Origin of the sequence: Halopseudomonas sp., from assembly GCF_041579695.1 — a bacterium.
Taxonomy (GTDB): Bacteria; Pseudomonadota; Gammaproteobacteria; order Pseudomonadales; family Pseudomonadaceae; genus Halopseudomonas.
In genome coordinates this window covers 166,599-182,306 of record NZ_JBFGFI010000001.1, presented here as the reverse complement: position 1 = coordinate 182,306, position 15,708 = coordinate 166,599, and the positions used below count along the sequence as shown (strand labels likewise).

Genomic DNA, 15,708 nt, shown 5'->3' with positions numbered 1-15,708 from the left:
TGGCGCTGGCACGGCTTACTTGCGGGCCTGGGGCTGGCCGACCGAACACAGTCGGATCGAGTCGCTGAGGATTTCGATCGCCTTGGGTCGGGGAAAGCTGGCGCGCCACGCGATCGCGACCGTGCGATAGGGCGCAGGCGTCTTGAACGCCTTGGTGACCAGCAGATCGGAACTGTAATAGCGATCATCGGCGGCGGACATCGGCAAAACGGTCATGCCGATGCCGGAGGCGACCATGTGCCGGATGGTTTCCAGTGAGCTGGACTCCACCGTGGTATGCCGGGCCTGTTCATCGCCCTTGCGTATGGTCGGACAGGCCTCGAGGACCTGGTCGCGGAAACAATGGCCTTCGCCCAGCAGCAGCAACTTGTTGTCGTCCAGTTCCTCGAGGCTGACGTTGTCGCGCCGGGCCCAGGGATGGCTAGCGGGTATCAGCAGGCTGAACGGCTCGTCATACAGGGGCCGGGTCAGCACATCTGGCTCATTGAAGGGCAGGGCGATGATGATCGCGTCCAGATCGCCATTGCGCAGTTTGTCGCGCAGTACGTGGGTAAAGTTTTCTTCGATATACAGGGGCATTTCCGGCGCTACCTTGTGCAATTGCGGCACCAGGTGGGGAAACATGTATGGACCTATGGTGTAGATTGCCCCGACTTTCAGGGGCGCTGACAATTGATTCTTGCCGGCGGTGGCCAGCTCACGGATGGTCAGCGACTCCTCCAGTACTTTCTGCGCCTGGGCCACGATGCGTTCACCAATAGGCGTGACGCGCACGGCGCTCTTGCTGCGCTCGAAAATCATCACCCCGAGCTCGTCCTCGAGCTTCTTTACCCCGACGCTGAGCGTTGGCTGGGACACATGGCAGCGCTCGGCGGCGTGGCCAAAATGCTGTTCCTGGGCCAGGGTAACGATGTAGCGCAGTTCGGTCAGGGTCATGGCGTATATACTGCTCCGATGTTTAATCTGCCCAAGCATAACGGGTTGATCGATAGAGGAAAACAATCAGATGAAACAGGTAGTGATAGCAGGTTGCGGCGATATTGGCACAGCATTGGCCCATAGGCTCAGGCAGAGGGGCTGGCGCGTATTTGGCCTGCGCCGTGATACCTCGGTATTACCCGAGGGGGTCGAGCCGATTGCAGCCGACCTGACCTGCGCCGACAAACCGGCGCAGTGGCCCGACAAGGTGGACTATCTGGTCTACTGTCCGGCCGCCGGCAAGCGCGATGCACAGTTGTACCAGCAGCTGTATGTGCAGGGTCTGGAGCACGTGCTGGCGTGGACCAAGGAGAATCGTCGCCTGCCGGCGCATCTGCTGCAGGTGTCCAGTACCGGTGTGTATGCCCAGAAGGAAGGTGAATGGGTCACCGAAAACAGCCCGGCACTGGCCGAGTCCGAGACCGGTAAAATATTGATTCAGGCTGAGGATGCGGCGTTGCGCTGTGGCTTTCCGGCCTCGGTGGTGCGCCTGGCAGGTATCTATGGCCCAGGCCGGAACCGTTTGATCGAGCAGGTGCGCAATGGCCTCTGTGTGCCCACCGAGCCGCCGCAGTACAGCAACCGTATCCACCGCGATGACGCCGTGGCGCTGCTCGAACATCTGCTGCTGGAAGCGGACAAGGACGAACTGCTGGCGCCCTGTTATCTGGGCGTGGATGACGAGCCGGCGAGCATGCACGAAGTGGCCAGCTGGCTGGCCGCACAACTTGGCACCTCGCTGCTGGCCGAAGGCTCGACGCCAGGCCGGGTCGGCAGTAAACGCTGCAGCAATGCGCTGGCGCGTGAAAGCGGTTGGGAGCCGAGATATCCCAGTTACCGCGAGGGTTACGGTGAGATGCTAAAGTCTGCGGAGCAGGGCATGGAGTGAATGCGCTGTTGTGTTGTCCAATAGCTGTAAATCAACCGGGTGCGGCATACGGATGTACCGGTACGCACCGACAGACAGGAGAGCAATCGATGAAGATCAACAAGACAGCCTCGGCACACTGGGAAGGCGATCTGAAGCAGGGCAAAGGCACTATTTCCAGCGAGAGTGGGGCGCTGGACAAGCAACCCTATGGTTTCAATACGCGTTTTGAAGACGGTGCGGGCACCAACCCCGAGGAACTGATCGGGGCGGCGCATGCCGGATGTTTCTCGATGGCCTTCTCCATGCTGCTGGGCGAAGAGGGCTTCACGCCTGAGGCGATCGACACCCAAGCTACCGTGACGCTGGAAAAGCAGGACGACGGTTTTGCTGTGACCGCGGTGCACCTGGAAATGCGTGCGCGCATCCCGGGTATCGCCAATGGGCAGTTTGAAGAGATTGCCAACAAGGCCAAGATGGGCTGTCCGATTTCCAAGCTGCTGAAAGCAAACATTACCCTTGATGCGGTACTGGAAAGCTGAGAATTCTCAGCTGACCACCATTATGCCGTCCATCTCTACCGGCACGCCCTTGGGCAAGGACGCTACGCCAATGGCAGCACGTGCCGGATAGGGTTGTTTGAAATAGCGAGCCATGACTTCATTGACCAGGCTGAAGTGGCCCAGGTCGGTGAGGAAAATGTTCAGCTTGACGATGTCCTGCAGCGTGCCGCCAGCAGCTTCGGCGACAGCGGTCAGGTTGTCGAACACCCGGCAAATCTGTTGTTCCATCCCCTCGACTACTTCCATGGTCTCCGGGTTCAGCGGGATCTGGCCCGACAGGTATACGGTATTGCCTACCTTGATGGCCTGCGAATAAGGGCCAATGGCAGCAGGTGCCTGGTCACTGGTAATGACTTGCTTGTTCATTGAATCTCCGGAGTCGGATCAGTTTTTCAGACGGGTGATGCGCATCACGCCACTCAGGGCCCGTATGCGCTTGATCAGTTGTGAGAGGTGCAGGCGGTCGCGGACCCGGACTACCAGCTGGACGACACTGACGCGGCCATCGCGCTCGTCGACGCTGATCTTGTCGATGCTGGCGTCGGCCATGGTTATACCGGTGGCCAACTGAGCGATGATGCCACGTTCGTTTTCCAGCTCGACCTTGAGTTCCACGGTGAATTCGCCGCTGACGTCCTTGTCCCAGGTCAGATGCAGGGTCTTCTCGTTGCTATGGCGATTTTCGGCCAGGTTGCTGCAGTTTTCCTGGTGAATCACCATACCCTTGCCAGATGACAGGTAGCCGACAATCGGGTCGCCAGGAATCGGATTGCAGCAACGGGCGAAGCTGACGACCAGGCCCTCGGTGCCGCGAATGGCCAGGGGTTTCTCCGCGTTGGCTGCGGGCTCGGCAACCGACCGCTTCTTCGTCTCCGGGTCTGCCGCGGTTTCGTTGGCCAGCAGGCGACGACCGACTACATAGGCCATGCGATTGCCCAGACCGATATCCGCCAGCAGATCTTCCATCAGCTCCATCTTGCAGTCCTTGAGCACCTGCTTGACGTTGCTCTCGGGAATCGCTGCCAGGTTGGTGTCGAAACTCGCCAGGACCTTGTCCAGCAGGCGCTCGCCCAGAGCAATGGACTCGGAATGGCGCTGGTGCTTGAGAAAATGCCGGATATTGCTGCGCGCCTTGCCGGTGATCACAAAACTCAGCCAGGCCGGGTTCGGCCGGGCACCAGGCGCGCTGATCACTTCCACAGTCTGACCGCTCTCTAGCGGCTCGGACAGCGGCGCCAGGCGGCGATTGACCCGGCAGGCGATGCAGCTGTTGCCCACATCGGTATGCACGGCATAGGCAAAATCGACCGGCGTGGAGCCCTTGGGCAGCTCCATGATCCGACCCTTGGGCGTAAAGATATAGACCTCGTCCGGGAACAGGTCGATCTTCACGTTCTCGATGAATTCCAGTGAGTTGCCGGCATTCTGCTGCAGCTCGAGCACGCCCTTGAGCCACTGGCGGGTGCGCGCGTGGTGGCCGTTGATCACCTCATCCTTGGACTTGTAGACCCAGTGCGCGGCGATCCCGTTGTTGGCCATCTCTTCCATTTCCTCGGTGCGGATCTGGATCTCGATGGGCACGCCATGCATGCCGAACAATGTGGTGTGCAGGGACTGGTAGCCGTTCGCCTTGGGAATGGCGATGTAGTCCTTGAAGCGTCCCGGGAAGGGTTTGTACAGGCTGTGAATTGCCCCCAGCACGCGGTAGCAGGTATCGGGTTTGTCGACAATGATGCGGAATGCGTAGACATCCATGATCTCGTGGAAGGCCTTACGCTTGCCGCGCATCTTCTGATAGATGCCGAACAGGTGTTTTTCCCGGCCCATGACCTTGCCCGGCAGGCCTTCGCGCTCCAGGCAATTCTGCAGGGAGTCGAGAATCTTGTTCAGCAGTTCCTTGCGGTTGCCGCGGGCAGCTCGCACGGCGCGATGGATCAGGTCCGAGCGCATGGGGTGCATGGCCTTGAAACCCAGATCCTCGAATTCGGTACTCAGGCTGTGCATACCCAGGCGATTGGCGATCGGCGCGTAGATCTCCAAGGTTTCCTTGGCGATCCGCCGACGCTTTTCCGCCACCAGGGCGCCCAGGGTGCGCATGTTGTGCAGGCGGTCGGCCAGCTTGACCAGGATCACGCGGATATCGCGAGCCATCGCCAGGGCCATCTTCTGGAAATTCTCTGCCTGGGCCTCGGCCTTGGTCTCGAACGGCATCTGGGTCAGCTTGCTGACGCCATCGACCAGCTCGGCCACGGTTTCGCCAAACTGGGTAACCAGGGCTTCCTTGGGAATGCCGGTATCTTCGATCACATCATGCAGCATGGCGGCCATCAGGCTTTGATGGTCCATGTGCATGTCGGCAAGAATATGGGCTACTGCGAGGGGGTGCGTGACATAGGCTTCGCCACTGCGTCGCGTCTGGCCGTCGTGGGCCTGCTCGGCATAGTAATAGGCGCGCCGGACCAGGTTGATCTGGTCCGGCTCGAGGTAACTGGTGAGTCGCTCGGCAAATGCTTCGATTGCCAGCGATCCGCTCTCGGGGCTGGCAACCAGACCCTCCCGGACCTGCTCGGATGCTACTTCCACGCCCGTCGCGGGCGTGCGGCTCTGGCCTGACATCGAGCGGCCCAAGGGGTTACTCCTCGAGGTCGGATTCCATCGAGTACAGCGGCTCCTGCTGATCCTGAATCGCTTCCTGCGCCAGTATCTCGTTGGAAATCAGACCTGCTGCAATTTCCCGCAGTGCAACCACTGTGGGTTTGTCATTCTCCCACGCGACCTTGGGTTCCTTGCCGCCAGTGGCAAGCAGGCGCGAACGCTTGGTGGCCAGCATGACCAGCTCAAAACGGTTTTCTACATTTTCCAGGCAGTCTTCAACAGTAACGCGGGCCATGGTGTACTCCGGAACGGCTTGACGATCAAAACGAGAGGCGCCCAGGAAAGGAACGCAGGACCATGCAGTGTACTGAATTGGCCACTGCTATGACAAGAAGATTGACAAGATCTACGACACAAGCGCCGTTAACAGGGCCTGATAACGTTCTACCTGGCGGGAAACGTTCAGCCGGGCGCTGCGCAGAATGGATTTGAGGTCATCAAGCGCCGTATTGAAATCGTCGTTGATCACCAGATAGTCATATTCGACATAGTGACTGATCTCGTCGACAGCCAGCGCCATGCGCCCGTCGATGACGCTTTCCTCGTCCTGGCCGCGCGTGGTCAGGCGCTCACGCAGTGTGGCGCGTGAAGGCGGGAGAATGAAAATCGAGCGCGCATCCGGCATTGCCCGGCGCACCTGCTGGGCGCCCTGCCAGTCGATCTCCAGGATCAGGTCGTTACCTTGCGCCAAGGTTCTCTCGACGGTGCTCTGGGACGTGCCATAGAGATTGCCGAACACTTCGGCGTGCTCGAGGAAATCAGCATCTGCCACCCGGGACACAAAGGCCTCGCGTGAAGTAAAGTGGTAATTCACGCCATCGATTTCGCCTGGACGCATGGCTCGGGTCGTGTGCGAGACGGAGACCCGCAGGTTGTCTGTCTGTTCGAGCAGTGCCTTGACCAGGCTGGTCTTGCCGGCACCGGACGGAGCGGAAATGATATAAAGGGTGCCGGTGGCATGGGTCATTGGTCAGGATGTCCTGCAAATTAACAACTAGAATGTTGGAGTTGATTATAGGGATATTCGACCGTGCCGTCATGCGGCGAAGCGGACGGGTCTACGAGAGGAGCAGAGATGATTTCGAAATGGCAGTGGTTGGTTCTGCAGTTGACGCGCACGCTGTGGGTGCGGGCGGCATTGTTTGCTTTGCTCGGGGTCGGTGCTGCATTGGGCGCTGCGGCGTTGCAGGGCAGGCTACCTTTCCAGATTGACCTCGGACTGGGCGAGAACGCTGTCGGTAACATCCTGAATATCCTCGCCTCAAGCATGCTCGCGGTGACCACCTTTTCGCTTAGCGTGATGGTCATGGCTTATGCGGCCGCGACGAATAACGCCACTCCCCGAGCCACTCGCCTCCTGATGCAGGACACGACGACTCAGAATGTTCTCGGCACCTTCATTGGCACTTTCCTGTTCAGCCTGGTGGGAATCACTGCGCTGAGTACCGGTGCCTACGACGATAGCGGCCGGGCTATCCTGTTTCTGGTAACCCTGGTGGTTCTCCTGCTTATCGTGATGACGATTTTGCGATGGATTGAGCATTTGTCGCATTTTGGCCGCGTAGGCGACACAACCGGAAGGGTCGAGACAGTCACGCTGGACGCATTGAAGGAACGCATATGCAATCCGGGATTGGGTGGTGTAACGATAAAAGGAGATCAGTCTTCACTGGCAGATTCTGCCTGGCCAGTTCATGCCCGCTCTACAGGGGTGATACAGCACCTGGATATGGCCGAGTTATCCAGGCTGGCCGAGAAAAACGATTGGACAATCTGGGTTGAGTGCTTGCCTGGGGCTTTTGTCAGTCAGCCGCGCGCGTTGGCCTGGGTTGAGGGAGTGCGGGGAGAGGACGCGGATAAGGCGGATGAAGCCATTCGGAATGCATTTACTCTCGGCAATGACCGGTCATTCGAGCAGGACCCACGCTTTGGCCTCTCCGTGCTTGCAGAAATTGCGTCGCGTGCGCTGTCGCCTGCGGTCAATGATCCGGGGACCGCCATCGATGTGCTCGGGCGAGCCGTCAGGATTCTTTCCTATTATTCCGAGGAGAATGTTGCCGAGATGCAGGCCGCCCCCATTTACCTACGGGTACATGTTCCAGCGCTTGAGCTAAATGATCTTTTCGATGACATATTTGCGCCGATTGCCCGAGATGGGGCAAGCCTGCTCGAAGTGCAGATGAGATTGCACAAGGGTCTATTGCTGCTGGCCGGACAGGGCGAACACCTGGCCAGATGCGCCCGGGTGCAGGCGCAATATGCGCTCCGTCACACCGACGTTGCCATGGCGCTGGAAGAGGATCGCCAGCGTCTGCGAAATCTGGTGGCGGGCTAGCCGGGAGCCTGACGGCCCCCGTTAGTACTATTCGATGTTCTGCACCTGCTCGCGCATCTGCTCAATATAGACCTTGAGATCCACCGCTGCCTGGGTGCTGCGGCTGTCGATCGCCTTGGAGCCAAGCGTGTTGGCTTCGCGGTTGAACTCCTGCATCAGGAAGTCCAGTCTGCGGCCCATGGCCTGGCTGCCGGCTAGTACATGGCGTGCTTCGGCGACGTGGGTGTCCAGCCGGTCGAGCTCTTCGGCAACGTCCATTTTCTGCGCGAGCAGGACCAGTTCCTGCTCAATGCGGGTGGTATCCAGTTCGAGCCTGGCTTCGTTGAAGCGGTCGATCAGCTTCTGCCGGTGGGCGCCGAGCAGTCCCGGCATCATTTCGCGAAGGCTGGCGACCCTCTCGCTTATTGCTACAAGACGCTCCTCCAGTAACTTCTTCAGTTCGCTGCCTTCGCGTGCGCGTTGGGCCTTCAGCGCCAAGACAGCGTCCTCGAACAGTTCGCTTGCCTGGCGGATCAGCTGGTCGTCGTCCTGCCGGGTGCCGGCGAGCACGCCGGGCCAGGCGAGTACTTCCAGCGGATTTACCTTGAACGGGCTGTCCATCTGGCGGCTGATGCGTTTGGCCGCGGCCAGCAGCTCGTCAACCAGCGGTTGATTGACCTGCAGCGTGCTTTCGCTGGCTGGCGCCGGATTGAAGCGCAGGGTGACCTCCAGCTTGCCGCGCGCAAATTCCTTGCGCAGGCGCTCGCGCAACGGCCCTTCCAGGGAACGAAAGCTTTCCGGCAGGCGCAGCGTGGGTTCCAGGTAGCGATGATTAACCGAGCGGATCTCCCAGGCCAGGTTGCCTTGATCGGTACTCAGCTCGCAGCGTGAGAAAGCGGTCATGCTGTAAACCATCGGGTTGTCTCCTGGTCCTAGTCGAAGCCACATTCTACTCCGGTGGAGTCACAGGTGTCGCCCGCTCGGCTTGACCCGTATAATCCGTGAACACATACCCGCAGTACAAGGATTCCAACATGCAACGACCCAGTGGCCGCGAAGCCGATCAAATGCGTCAGGTAACCCTGACCCGCCATTACACCAAGCATGCCGAGGGGTCGGTACTGGTCGAGTTCGGCGATACCAAGGTCATCTGCACTGTCAGTGTCGAATCCGGCGTGCCACGTTTTCTGCGTGGCTCGGGCCAGGGCTGGGTAACCGCCGAATACGGCATGCTGCCGCGCTCCACCGGTTCGCGCATGCAGCGTGAGGCCAGCCGCGGCAAGCAGGGTGGTCGTACCCTGGAAATCCAGCGTCTGATCGGCCGTTCTTTGCGTGCAGCGGTGGATCTCAAAAGCCTGGGCGAAAATACCCTCTACATCGATTGCGATGTGATCCAGGCCGACGGCGGTACTCGTACTGCCTCGATCACTGGTGCCTGCGTGGCGCTGGTCGACGCTCTGCGAGTGATGAAGCAGCGCGGCGCGATCAAGAAGATACCCGAAGTGCAGATGATCTCGGCGATCTCGGTGGGCATCTATCAGGGTGTGCCAGTGCTCGATCTGGACTATCTTGAAGACTCGGCAGCGGAAACCGATCTGAACGTGGTAGTGACCGACAAGGGCGGCTTTATCGAAGTGCAGGGCACCGCTGAAGGCTCACCCTTCAGCCCGGACGAGCTGAATGCCATGCTGGCGTTGGCTAGAAAGGGTGTGGACCAGCTGTTCACCATGCAGCTGGCAGCGCTGGAAGACTGAGACCGACCAGGTTGGCCAGCAGATTCTTTGATGGAATAAGGAGTAGCAGAAGATGACAGATCAAACCCAGCCCATCGCAGAGGCTGGCAAGCCGGGTCCGGAAGCGCGCAAATGGGCGATGATCGCTCATCTGTCGGGCTTTCTCGGTTGCCTGATACCCTTCGGCAGCCTGATCGGGCCCTTGCTGGTATGGCAGTTGAAAAAGGATCAGGACCCCTTTATCGATGATCAGGGCAAGGAGGCGCTGAACTTCCAGATCAGCGTGGCCCTGGCGGGACTGGTCTGCGTGCTGTTGATGATTATTGTCATCGGCTTTCTGCTGATCTGGGTAGTGATCATCGGCGCCGTTATTCTGATGATTATTGCCGCGATCAAGGCCAACGAGGGGCAGGCCTACCGCTATCCGTTCTGCTGGCGGATCATCAAGTAGGGCAAGCTTCACGCGGCGAGCTGAAAAGCTTCGCCGCGGAGCTGCGGATCATCTGTAGGCTTGAAGCCCGGTCAGATACTCAAGGTCCAGTCATAATCGATGATCACCGGAGCGTGCTGTGAGAAGCGGGCATTGCGCGGTATGCGCGCATTCTTGACGAAGCGGCGCAGGCCGGAAGTCAGGATCTGGTAATCGAAGCGCAGGCCAAGATTGAGGTTTTCTGCCTGTTCGCTATCCGGCCACCAGCTGTACAGTTCCGCCTCACGGGTCACTTCGCGCAGTGAATCGACATAACCCAGGTTGCCGAATATCTCGTCCATCCAGGCGCGCTCGGGCGCCATGAAGCCTGGCTCATTCTGGCAATCGCGCCAGTTCTTCACGTCGAGCTTGAGGTGCGAGGTATACAGCGAGCCGCAGTAGATGAATTCACGACGCTTGCGGCGCTGCTTGTTCAGATAGCCGGTAAAGTCGTTCATGAACTTGAATTTCTGATTCAGCTCGGCATCACCTCCACGGCCGGAAGGCAGCAGCAGACAGCCGATGCTCACCTTGTCGAAGTCAGCCTGAATGTAGCGCCCGTAGCGGTCCGCCAGTTCGAAATCAAGGCCCATGATGATGGCCTTCGGCGCGGTTCGGGTGTAGATGGCGACCCCGCCCTGGCTGGGAACCTCGGCCTCGAAGCAATACTGCCAGTAGCCATCCAGCCAGTAGGGATCCTGCTCAAGTTCCGGCGCGGTCACGCGGATATCCTGCAGGCAGATGACGTCGGCATCCTGTGTGCGCAGCCAGTCGAACAGGCCCCGGGCTGCCGCTGCCTCGATGCCGTTGACGTTCAGACTGATGATTCGCATACATGGCTCCCCCAAAATCGAAAGTGTATGATAACCGAGCCAGCATTTTTTTGTTAAGAAGAGGAACCGGATGCACGAATATCAGCGCGAGTTCATACGTTTTGCCCTGGATCGCGAGGTCCTTAGATTTGGTGAGTTTACGCTGAAATCCGGTCGCAAGAGCCCGTACTTCTTCAATGCCGGTCTGTTCAATACCGGTTCGGCGCTCAGTCGGCTGGGGCGTTTCTATGCCCAGGCCTTTGTACACAGCACGATCGATGATGTGGACGTGATTTTTGGCCCCGCCTACAAGGGTATTCCGCTGGCGGCCGTGACAGCGGTGGCGTTGGCTGATAGCTTTGATCGCGATGTGCCATACTGCTTCAACCGCAAGGAAGCCAAGGATCATGGCGAAGGTGGGAGCCTGGTAGGCGCGCCGCTTGAAGGACGGGTACTGATTATTGACGATGTGATAACTGCGGGCACTGCGGTGCGCGAGGTGATGCAGATCATCCAGGCGGCGGGTGCTACACCTGCTGCGGTGATGATCGCACTGGATCGTCAGGAGCGCGGGCAGGGTGAGTTGTCTGCGATTCAGGAAGTCGAACGCGACTTTGGTATCCCGGTTGTGAGTATTGTTTCCCTGGCGCAGGTACTGAGCTTTCTCGAAGAGGATGCGGAGTTGCGCCACCACTTGCCGGCGGTAGAAGCCTATCGCGCGGAGTATGGTATCAAGGCAGGGCAGTCCTGACGGACCCGGCCTTCGCTACGTAACCGGAGTCGTGGATTCCTATCAAGAGTTACTGCTTATGCTGAGGTCGTTTTGCTTGGTCGTTGTCGGATTCGCCGGGGTTGCGCTGTCTGCCCAGGCCCAACTGTATCGTTATCTCGACGAGAACGGGGTAACGGTGCTCGATAGCCGTGTCCCGGCGGAGTACGTCAGGCACGGTTACGAAGTGCTCGATGATCACGGTCGGGTCAAGGAAACCGTTCCCGCCGCGCCCAGTGCAGAAGAGCTGGGCGCGATGCGGGCTGCGCGAGCAGAACAGGCGCGCCAATTGCAGGAAGACACGACCCTGTTGCGCCTTTACAGCAGCGTTCCGGACCTGGAGCGGGCAAAAAAACGTCAGCTGGACCAGATCGATAACCTGATAGCCACCACCCGGACCAATATCGCGGCTTTGCGGGTCCAGCGCGAGGGATTGCAAAGCAAGGCAGCCGCTCAGCAGCGCTCGGGCCGCGACTTGGACGAATCAGTGATCCACGAAATTGCCGAGGTGAATGCCGAGGCGGGGCGCCTGGAGCGGTTCATCGCGGCAAAGGAACAGGAAATCGAAGAAGTCGAGGCCAGCTTCGAGGTCAGCCGTGCCAGGCTCGAGATGCTGCTGGAGGACTGAACCCAGGGCCGGTATCAGGCTGGGCCGCCCTCGGGCTGCAGCCGCTCGAATGCTGCTACTGCCTCGCGGAAACTCTGTGGAATCGATGAAGGCCTGCGGCTTGCCTGGTCCGCATGCACGTAGACAATCTCACCATTGACCAGCAACTCTTCCCCGCGATAAATCCCGATCAGAAACTGCATGCTCGAATTCCCCAGGCGAGCGATACGCACGTGCACCTCGAGCATATCGTCAAAGCGCGCCGGTGAGCGGTATTCCAGCAGGGTCTTCACCGCAAAGAAATCGCTCCCGTTGGCTCCCGTCTCGCCGCTGTAGGTCTGGCCCATGGCGCGAAAATATTCGGTGATACCGACATCGGCGTAGGTCAGGTAATGACCATTGAAGACGATGCCCTGCATATCAGCTTCTGCCCAGCGTACGCGCAAGGCGTGACTGAAACGAAAATCATCCTGTTGCATCGGCTATACGTCCTGCTTGTTGTTGGTGATCAGTGTGCCGACACCGGTATCGGTGAAGATCTCCAGCAGGATCGCGTTGGGTACTCGTCCGTCGACGATGATGGCGCTGCTGACACCCCCTTGCACCGCATCCAGCGCACAGCGGATCTTGGGCAACATGCCGCCATAAATGGTGCCGTCGGTAATCAGCGCGTCCACCTGGGCGGTTGTCAGGCCGGTCAGCACGTTACCGGCCTTGTCCATCAGTCCGGCAATGTTGGTCAACAGCATCAGTTTCTCTGCCTGCAGCGCTTCAGCAACCTTGCCCGCCACCAGGTCGGCATTGATGTTGTATGAGGCGCCGTCGGCACCGACGCCAATTGGTGCAATGACCGGGATGTAGTCGTCGGACACCAGACGGTTGATCAGGCGCGTATTGACCTCAACCACCTCGCCGACATGGCCGATATCGATGATTTCGGGCTTGTCGAGACCAGGGGTGTGACGGGTGACCTTGAGCTTGCGCGCCTTGATCAGACCGGCGTCCTTGCCGGTCAGGCCGATTGCGCTGCCGCCATGCTGGTTGATCAGGTTGACGATGTCCTTGTTGACTTGGCCGCCGAGCACCATTTCCACCACGTCCATGGTCTGGGTATCGGTTACGCGCATCCCGTCGACGAACTGGCTCTCGATGTTCAGGCGCTTGAGCAGATCGCCGATCTGCGGGCCGCCACCGTGGACGACTACCGGATTAATCCCGACGGTCTTCATCAAGACGATATCGCGGGCGAAGCTGTTCTTCAGCTCCTCGCTTTCCATCGCATTGCCGCCGTACTTGATGACAATGGTCTTACCGGTAAAGCGCTGGATATATGGCAGCGCCTCGGTCAATACCCGGGATACCTGGGTGGCAGCATCACGACTCAACATAGTGTCAGGTCTCTCCTCGAAAGATCAGAATGTCAGTTGCAGATCACCGGCCACACCGGCCAGTTGATCGCGGAATAGTTGCTGGATGCGCTCCAGCTCTTCGGGTTTGTCGGCCTCGAAGCGCAGTACCAGTACCGGCGTGGTATTCGAGGCGCGGACCAGACCCCAGCCATTGGGAAAATCGACGCGTATACCATCCAGCGTAGTGATACGTCCCTCGCCCCACTGGGCCTGTTTTTTCAGTGCCTCGATCAACTCGAACTTGCGCTGCTCGCCGACCTTCAGGTTGATTTCAGGCGTGACCAGTCCGGCTGGGTACTTGCTGAATATGTCCTTGGCAGGTTCAGCTTCCGGCGGCTGGATCGAGATCAGCTCGAGCAGTCGGCAGGCGCTGTACAGGCCGTCGTCGAAGCCATACCAGCGCTCCTTGAAGAACAGGTGGCCGCTCATTTCGCCCCCCAGCAGCGCGCCGGTTTCGATCATCTTGGCCTTGATCATTGAATGCCCGGATTTCCACATGACCGGGCGACCGCCCATGCGGCTGACCAGCGCAGGCAGTCGGCGGGTGCATTTTACATCAAACACGATGTCCGCTCCGGGGTGGCGGGTCACTATGTCTTCGGCGAATAGCATCAAAAGTCGGTCGGGATAGATCATTTCGCCAGAGCGGGTGACGACGCCCAGGCGGTCGCCGTCGCCATCAAAGGCGATGCCGATATCGGCGTCGGTCCGCTTGACCTCGGCAATCAGATCCTGAAGATTTTCCAGGTGGCCGGGGTCCGGGTGATGGTTCGGGAAATTGCCGTCAACCTCGCAGAACAGCGGTACAACCTCGCAACCCAGGTCCTCGAGCAGCGCCTGCGCAACTACACCGGCAACACCGTTTCCGCAATCGACAACGACTTTCAGCGAGCGGCCCAGAACCACGTCTTCGGCAATCTGGCGCCGGTAGGTGTCGAGCAGCTCCAGTTGCTGGCGTCCCCCTGAACCCTCGCTGAGATCGTTTTCCCTGAGCCGCTGGTGCAGGGCCTGGATGCGCTGGTCAGCGAGTGTTTCGCCGGAGATGACAACCTTCAAGCCGTTGTAATCGGCCGGGTTGTGGCTGCCGGTGAGCATGACGCCGGACGTGGCCTGGGTAGTGTGGGTTGCGTAATAGAGGACCGGTGTAGGCACCATGCCCAGGTCGATCACCTGACAGCCGCTTTCCATCAGTCCGCGGATAAGCTGTTCCACCAGCGCCGGGCCGGACAGGCGACCGTCACGGCCCACTGCGATATTGGATTCACCGCAGGCGATGCTCTCGCTGCCGATCGCGCGACCGAGCCAGTAGACAGTATCAGCTGTCAGGGTGCGGTCGACTACACCACGGATGTCATAGGCGCGAAAGATTTCCGACGGCACTTCCGGGATCGCCGGCGATGCAGGGGTGCTGCTGGCGCCGAACATGTCGTCTTCGAGATCGTCAATGTTATCGATGATGTCGATATCGAGTATTTCGGTGTCTCTGGGCACCGGTCGCGACGGCGCTGATGCTTTTTTGTCTGATTGCGCCGGCGGGTCCTCGCGGTCGGGGCTTGGTCCCAGTTTTCGGCCATTGCCGGAAGCCAGATGCATGATCTGCTGGGCCACCGGTGCCAGCGGGCCCAGGCGCAGCCCGGCGACCTTGTGGCCCTGTGCGAGCCGGCTGAGTACCGAGGCGTCGGATTTCAGATCGGCAGTCCAGCTGCGCTGCAGCCAGACCAGACCGGCCACTATGCCAAACAGCGCAAGCAGTGCCGACCCGAGCAGGAGCAGGGGGTTGGCCATGCTGGAGACCAGCGCTGCACCAGGCTGGAACTCGATACGCCATATCGGATTTTCCGAGGGCAGGGTCAGCACTTCGCCGAAGCCGCTGCCAGCCTGATACAGCATCTGGGCCGGCGCTCCTGGAAAATTCTGTACCAGTTGCAGCTGCCCTGCATCCGGATCCAGCGGTGGAAGCGCGGTCACTAGCCGCTGCAAATCGAAGGCAGCGACCAGGGTGCCACCAATCGGGGCATTGTCGGACACCCGCAGGGGCGCAACCACATGCAGCCGCCAGGTGCCATCTACCGGATGCGCTTCCATCGGCACCGGCATATTGCGCTCGGCGCGGCGGATCATGTCGAGTACCGCAAAGCTCGGGGGCTGCTGGCCATTGGCGGCGTTCTCTGCCTGGCCGACGGCGAAGATGCGCATCGACTGATTGTCGGCAAGATAAAAGCGCAGCATGCGCTGCACAGTGGTGCTGCCGCCCTGCTGCAGGGCGACCTGAAGCTGGGGATTTGCCGCCAGCCGGTCCAGGTCGTTCTGCAGCTGCTCCGTTGCCTGGTTGAGGGCCCCAAGCTGCTGGGTGGCATAGGTCCTGGCCATGTCGTCGCGGTAACGGTCATTGCTCTGGGCAAACAGCGCCAGCCAGATAAGCCCGGCTGCCAAAGCCAGGCCCGTGAGCGCAATCAGCAGGGGCACAAGCGTACTGGGGAATGCTGCCGAGGTTTTTGCCGGATCCCTGGTCTGCAATTTAATCACTGGGT

General features: G+C 59.7%; 17 protein-coding genes. 7 read left to right on the top strand and 10 right to left on the bottom strand.

The features are described 5' to 3' along the window. Positions 1-15: 15 nt before the first annotated feature. Positions 16-936 carry a hydrogen peroxide-inducible genes activator gene (locus ABYA88_RS00885; RefSeq protein ID WP_373184568.1) on the bottom strand — a complete coding sequence of 307 codons (921 nt, stop codon included), beginning with the start codon at positions 934-936 and terminating at the stop codon, positions 16-18. A gap of 70 nt (positions 937-1,006) precedes the next feature. Here ABYA88_RS00885 and ABYA88_RS00880 point away from each other — a divergent pair, with 70 nt between their 5' ends. Together ABYA88_RS00880 and ABYA88_RS00875 are read left to right on the top strand one after the other, a co-directional pair. Next, positions 1,007-1,867 (top strand): NAD-dependent epimerase/dehydratase family protein, encoded by an 861-nt coding sequence (locus ABYA88_RS00880; protein WP_373184566.1) that lies wholly within the window; start codon positions 1,007-1,009, stop codon positions 1,865-1,867. A gap of 95 nt (positions 1,868-1,962) precedes the next feature. Continuing rightward, positions 1,963-2,388: an OsmC family protein gene (locus ABYA88_RS00875; RefSeq protein ID WP_373184640.1), complete on the top strand. Its 426-nt coding sequence runs from the start codon at positions 1,963-1,965 to the stop codon at positions 2,386-2,388. A 6-nt stretch (positions 2,389-2,394) separates the two neighbouring features. On the opposite strand, the gene ABYA88_RS00870 is transcribed toward ABYA88_RS00875, so the two are convergent. From ABYA88_RS00870 to gmk, 4 genes are all read right to left on the bottom strand, one after another. Beyond that, positions 2,395-2,775, bottom strand: a complete 381-nt coding sequence (locus ABYA88_RS00870; protein ID WP_373184564.1) for a RidA family protein — start codon at positions 2,773-2,775, stop codon at positions 2,395-2,397. 18 nt (positions 2,776-2,793) lie between these two features. After that, complete coding sequence (spoT, locus tag ABYA88_RS00865) at positions 2,794-5,037, bottom strand: bifunctional GTP diphosphokinase/guanosine-3',5'-bis pyrophosphate 3'-pyrophosphohydrolase (RefSeq protein WP_373184562.1); 2,244 nt, start codon at positions 5,035-5,037, stop codon at positions 2,794-2,796. Positions 5,038-5,041: 4 nt separating this feature from the next. Then, positions 5,042-5,299 carry a DNA-directed RNA polymerase subunit omega gene (gene rpoZ, locus ABYA88_RS00860; protein WP_150276523.1) on the bottom strand — a complete coding sequence of 86 codons (258 nt, stop codon included), beginning with the start codon at positions 5,297-5,299 and terminating at the stop codon, positions 5,042-5,044. Between the two features lie 111 nt (positions 5,300-5,410). Beyond that, positions 5,411-6,031 carry a guanylate kinase gene (gene gmk, locus ABYA88_RS00855; RefSeq protein ID WP_373184560.1) on the bottom strand — a complete coding sequence of 207 codons (621 nt, stop codon included), beginning with the start codon at positions 6,029-6,031 and terminating at the stop codon, positions 5,411-5,413. Positions 6,032-6,139: 108 nt separating this feature from the next. On the opposite strand from gmk, the gene ABYA88_RS00850 reads away from it, so the two are divergent. After that, positions 6,140-7,399, top strand: a complete 1,260-nt coding sequence (locus ABYA88_RS00850) for a DUF2254 domain-containing protein (protein ID WP_373184558.1) — start codon at positions 6,140-6,142, stop codon at positions 7,397-7,399. Positions 7,400-7,426: 27 nt separating this feature from the next. Here ABYA88_RS00850 and ABYA88_RS00845 read toward each other — a convergent pair whose 3' ends face one another. Then, entirely contained in the window at positions 7,427-8,293 is an 867-nt protein-coding gene (locus ABYA88_RS00845; RefSeq protein ID WP_373184556.1) for a YicC/YloC family endoribonuclease, read from the bottom strand. Positions 8,294-8,412: 119 nt separating this feature from the next. Here ABYA88_RS00845 and rph point away from each other — a divergent pair, with 119 nt between their 5' ends. Both rph and ABYA88_RS00835 read left to right on the top strand, forming a co-directional pair. Further along, positions 8,413-9,132, top strand: a complete 720-nt coding sequence (rph, locus tag ABYA88_RS00840; protein ID WP_373184554.1) for a ribonuclease PH — start codon at positions 8,413-8,415, stop codon at positions 9,130-9,132. A 52-nt stretch (positions 9,133-9,184) separates the two neighbouring features. Further along, on the top strand, positions 9,185-9,562 hold the full coding sequence (locus ABYA88_RS00835) for a DUF4870 domain-containing protein (protein ID WP_373184552.1): 378 nt from the start codon (positions 9,185-9,187) through the stop codon (positions 9,560-9,562). Between the two features lie 71 nt (positions 9,563-9,633). Here ABYA88_RS00835 and ABYA88_RS00830 read toward each other — a convergent pair whose 3' ends face one another. Continuing rightward, positions 9,634-10,413 carry an exodeoxyribonuclease III gene (locus tag ABYA88_RS00830; protein ID WP_373184550.1) on the bottom strand — a complete coding sequence of 260 codons (780 nt, stop codon included), beginning with the start codon at positions 10,411-10,413 and terminating at the stop codon, positions 9,634-9,636. Between the two features lie 70 nt (positions 10,414-10,483). Between ABYA88_RS00830 and pyrE the strand changes: the two genes are divergently transcribed. Continuing rightward, a complete protein-coding gene (gene pyrE, locus ABYA88_RS00825) occupies positions 10,484-11,143 on the top strand; it encodes an orotate phosphoribosyltransferase (protein ID WP_373184548.1) in 660 nt (219 codons plus the stop codon). Positions 11,144-11,219: 76 nt separating this feature from the next. Beyond that, positions 11,220-11,789: a DUF4124 domain-containing protein gene (locus tag ABYA88_RS00820; protein ID WP_373184546.1), complete on the top strand. Its 570-nt coding sequence runs from the start codon at positions 11,220-11,222 to the stop codon at positions 11,787-11,789. 14 nt (positions 11,790-11,803) lie between these two features. Here the strand turns inward: ABYA88_RS00820 and ABYA88_RS00815 are convergent, their stop codons facing one another. From ABYA88_RS00815 to ABYA88_RS00805, 3 genes are read right to left on the bottom strand one after another with little or no spacing between them, the layout of a single operon-like run. Further along, positions 11,804-12,247: an acyl-CoA thioesterase gene (locus ABYA88_RS00815; protein ID WP_373184544.1), complete on the bottom strand. Its 444-nt coding sequence runs from the start codon at positions 12,245-12,247 to the stop codon at positions 11,804-11,806. Between the two features lie 3 nt (positions 12,248-12,250). Beyond that, positions 12,251-13,156 (bottom strand): acetylglutamate kinase, encoded by a 906-nt coding sequence (gene argB, locus ABYA88_RS00810; RefSeq protein ID WP_373184542.1) that lies wholly within the window; start codon positions 13,154-13,156, stop codon positions 12,251-12,253. Between the two features lie 24 nt (positions 13,157-13,180). Further along, a complete protein-coding gene (locus ABYA88_RS00805; RefSeq protein WP_373184540.1) occupies positions 13,181-15,703 on the bottom strand; it encodes a phosphomannomutase/phosphoglucomutase in 2,523 nt (840 codons plus the stop codon). Between the last annotated feature and the right edge of the window lie 5 nt (positions 15,704-15,708).

Coding starts and splice junctions, on each gene's coding strand:
- ABYA88_RS00885 (WP_373184568.1), bottom strand. CDS start 936: ATGACCCTGACCGAACTGCGCTACATCGTTACCCTGGCCCAGGAACAG.
- ABYA88_RS00880 (WP_373184566.1), top strand. CDS start 1,007: ATGAAACAGGTAGTGATAGCAGGTTGCGGCGATATTGGCACAGCATTG.
- ABYA88_RS00870 (WP_373184564.1), bottom strand. CDS start 2,775: ATGAACAAGCAAGTCATTACCAGTGACCAGGCACCTGCTGCCATTGGC.
- rpoZ (WP_150276523.1), bottom strand. CDS start 5,299: ATGGCCCGCGTTACTGTTGAAGACTGCCTGGAAAATGTAGAAAACCGT.
- gmk (WP_373184560.1), bottom strand. CDS start 6,031: ATGACCCATGCCACCGGCACCCTTTATATCATTTCCGCTCCGTCCGGT.
- ABYA88_RS00850 (WP_373184558.1), top strand. CDS start 6,140: ATGATTTCGAAATGGCAGTGGTTGGTTCTGCAGTTGACGCGCACGCTG.
- ABYA88_RS00845 (WP_373184556.1), bottom strand. CDS start 8,293: ATGGTTTACAGCATGACCGCTTTCTCACGCTGCGAGCTGAGTACCGAT.
- rph (WP_373184554.1), top strand. CDS start 8,413: ATGCAACGACCCAGTGGCCGCGAAGCCGATCAAATGCGTCAGGTAACC.
- ABYA88_RS00835 (WP_373184552.1), top strand. CDS start 9,185: ATGACAGATCAAACCCAGCCCATCGCAGAGGCTGGCAAGCCGGGTCCG.
- ABYA88_RS00830 (WP_373184550.1), bottom strand. CDS start 10,413: ATGCGAATCATCAGTCTGAACGTCAACGGCATCGAGGCAGCGGCAGCC.
- pyrE (WP_373184548.1), top strand. CDS start 10,484: ATGCACGAATATCAGCGCGAGTTCATACGTTTTGCCCTGGATCGCGAG.
- ABYA88_RS00815 (WP_373184544.1), bottom strand. CDS start 12,247: ATGCAACAGGATGATTTTCGTTTCAGTCACGCCTTGCGCGTACGCTGG.
- argB (WP_373184542.1), bottom strand. CDS start 13,156: ATGTTGAGTCGTGATGCTGCCACCCAGGTATCCCGGGTATTGACCGAG.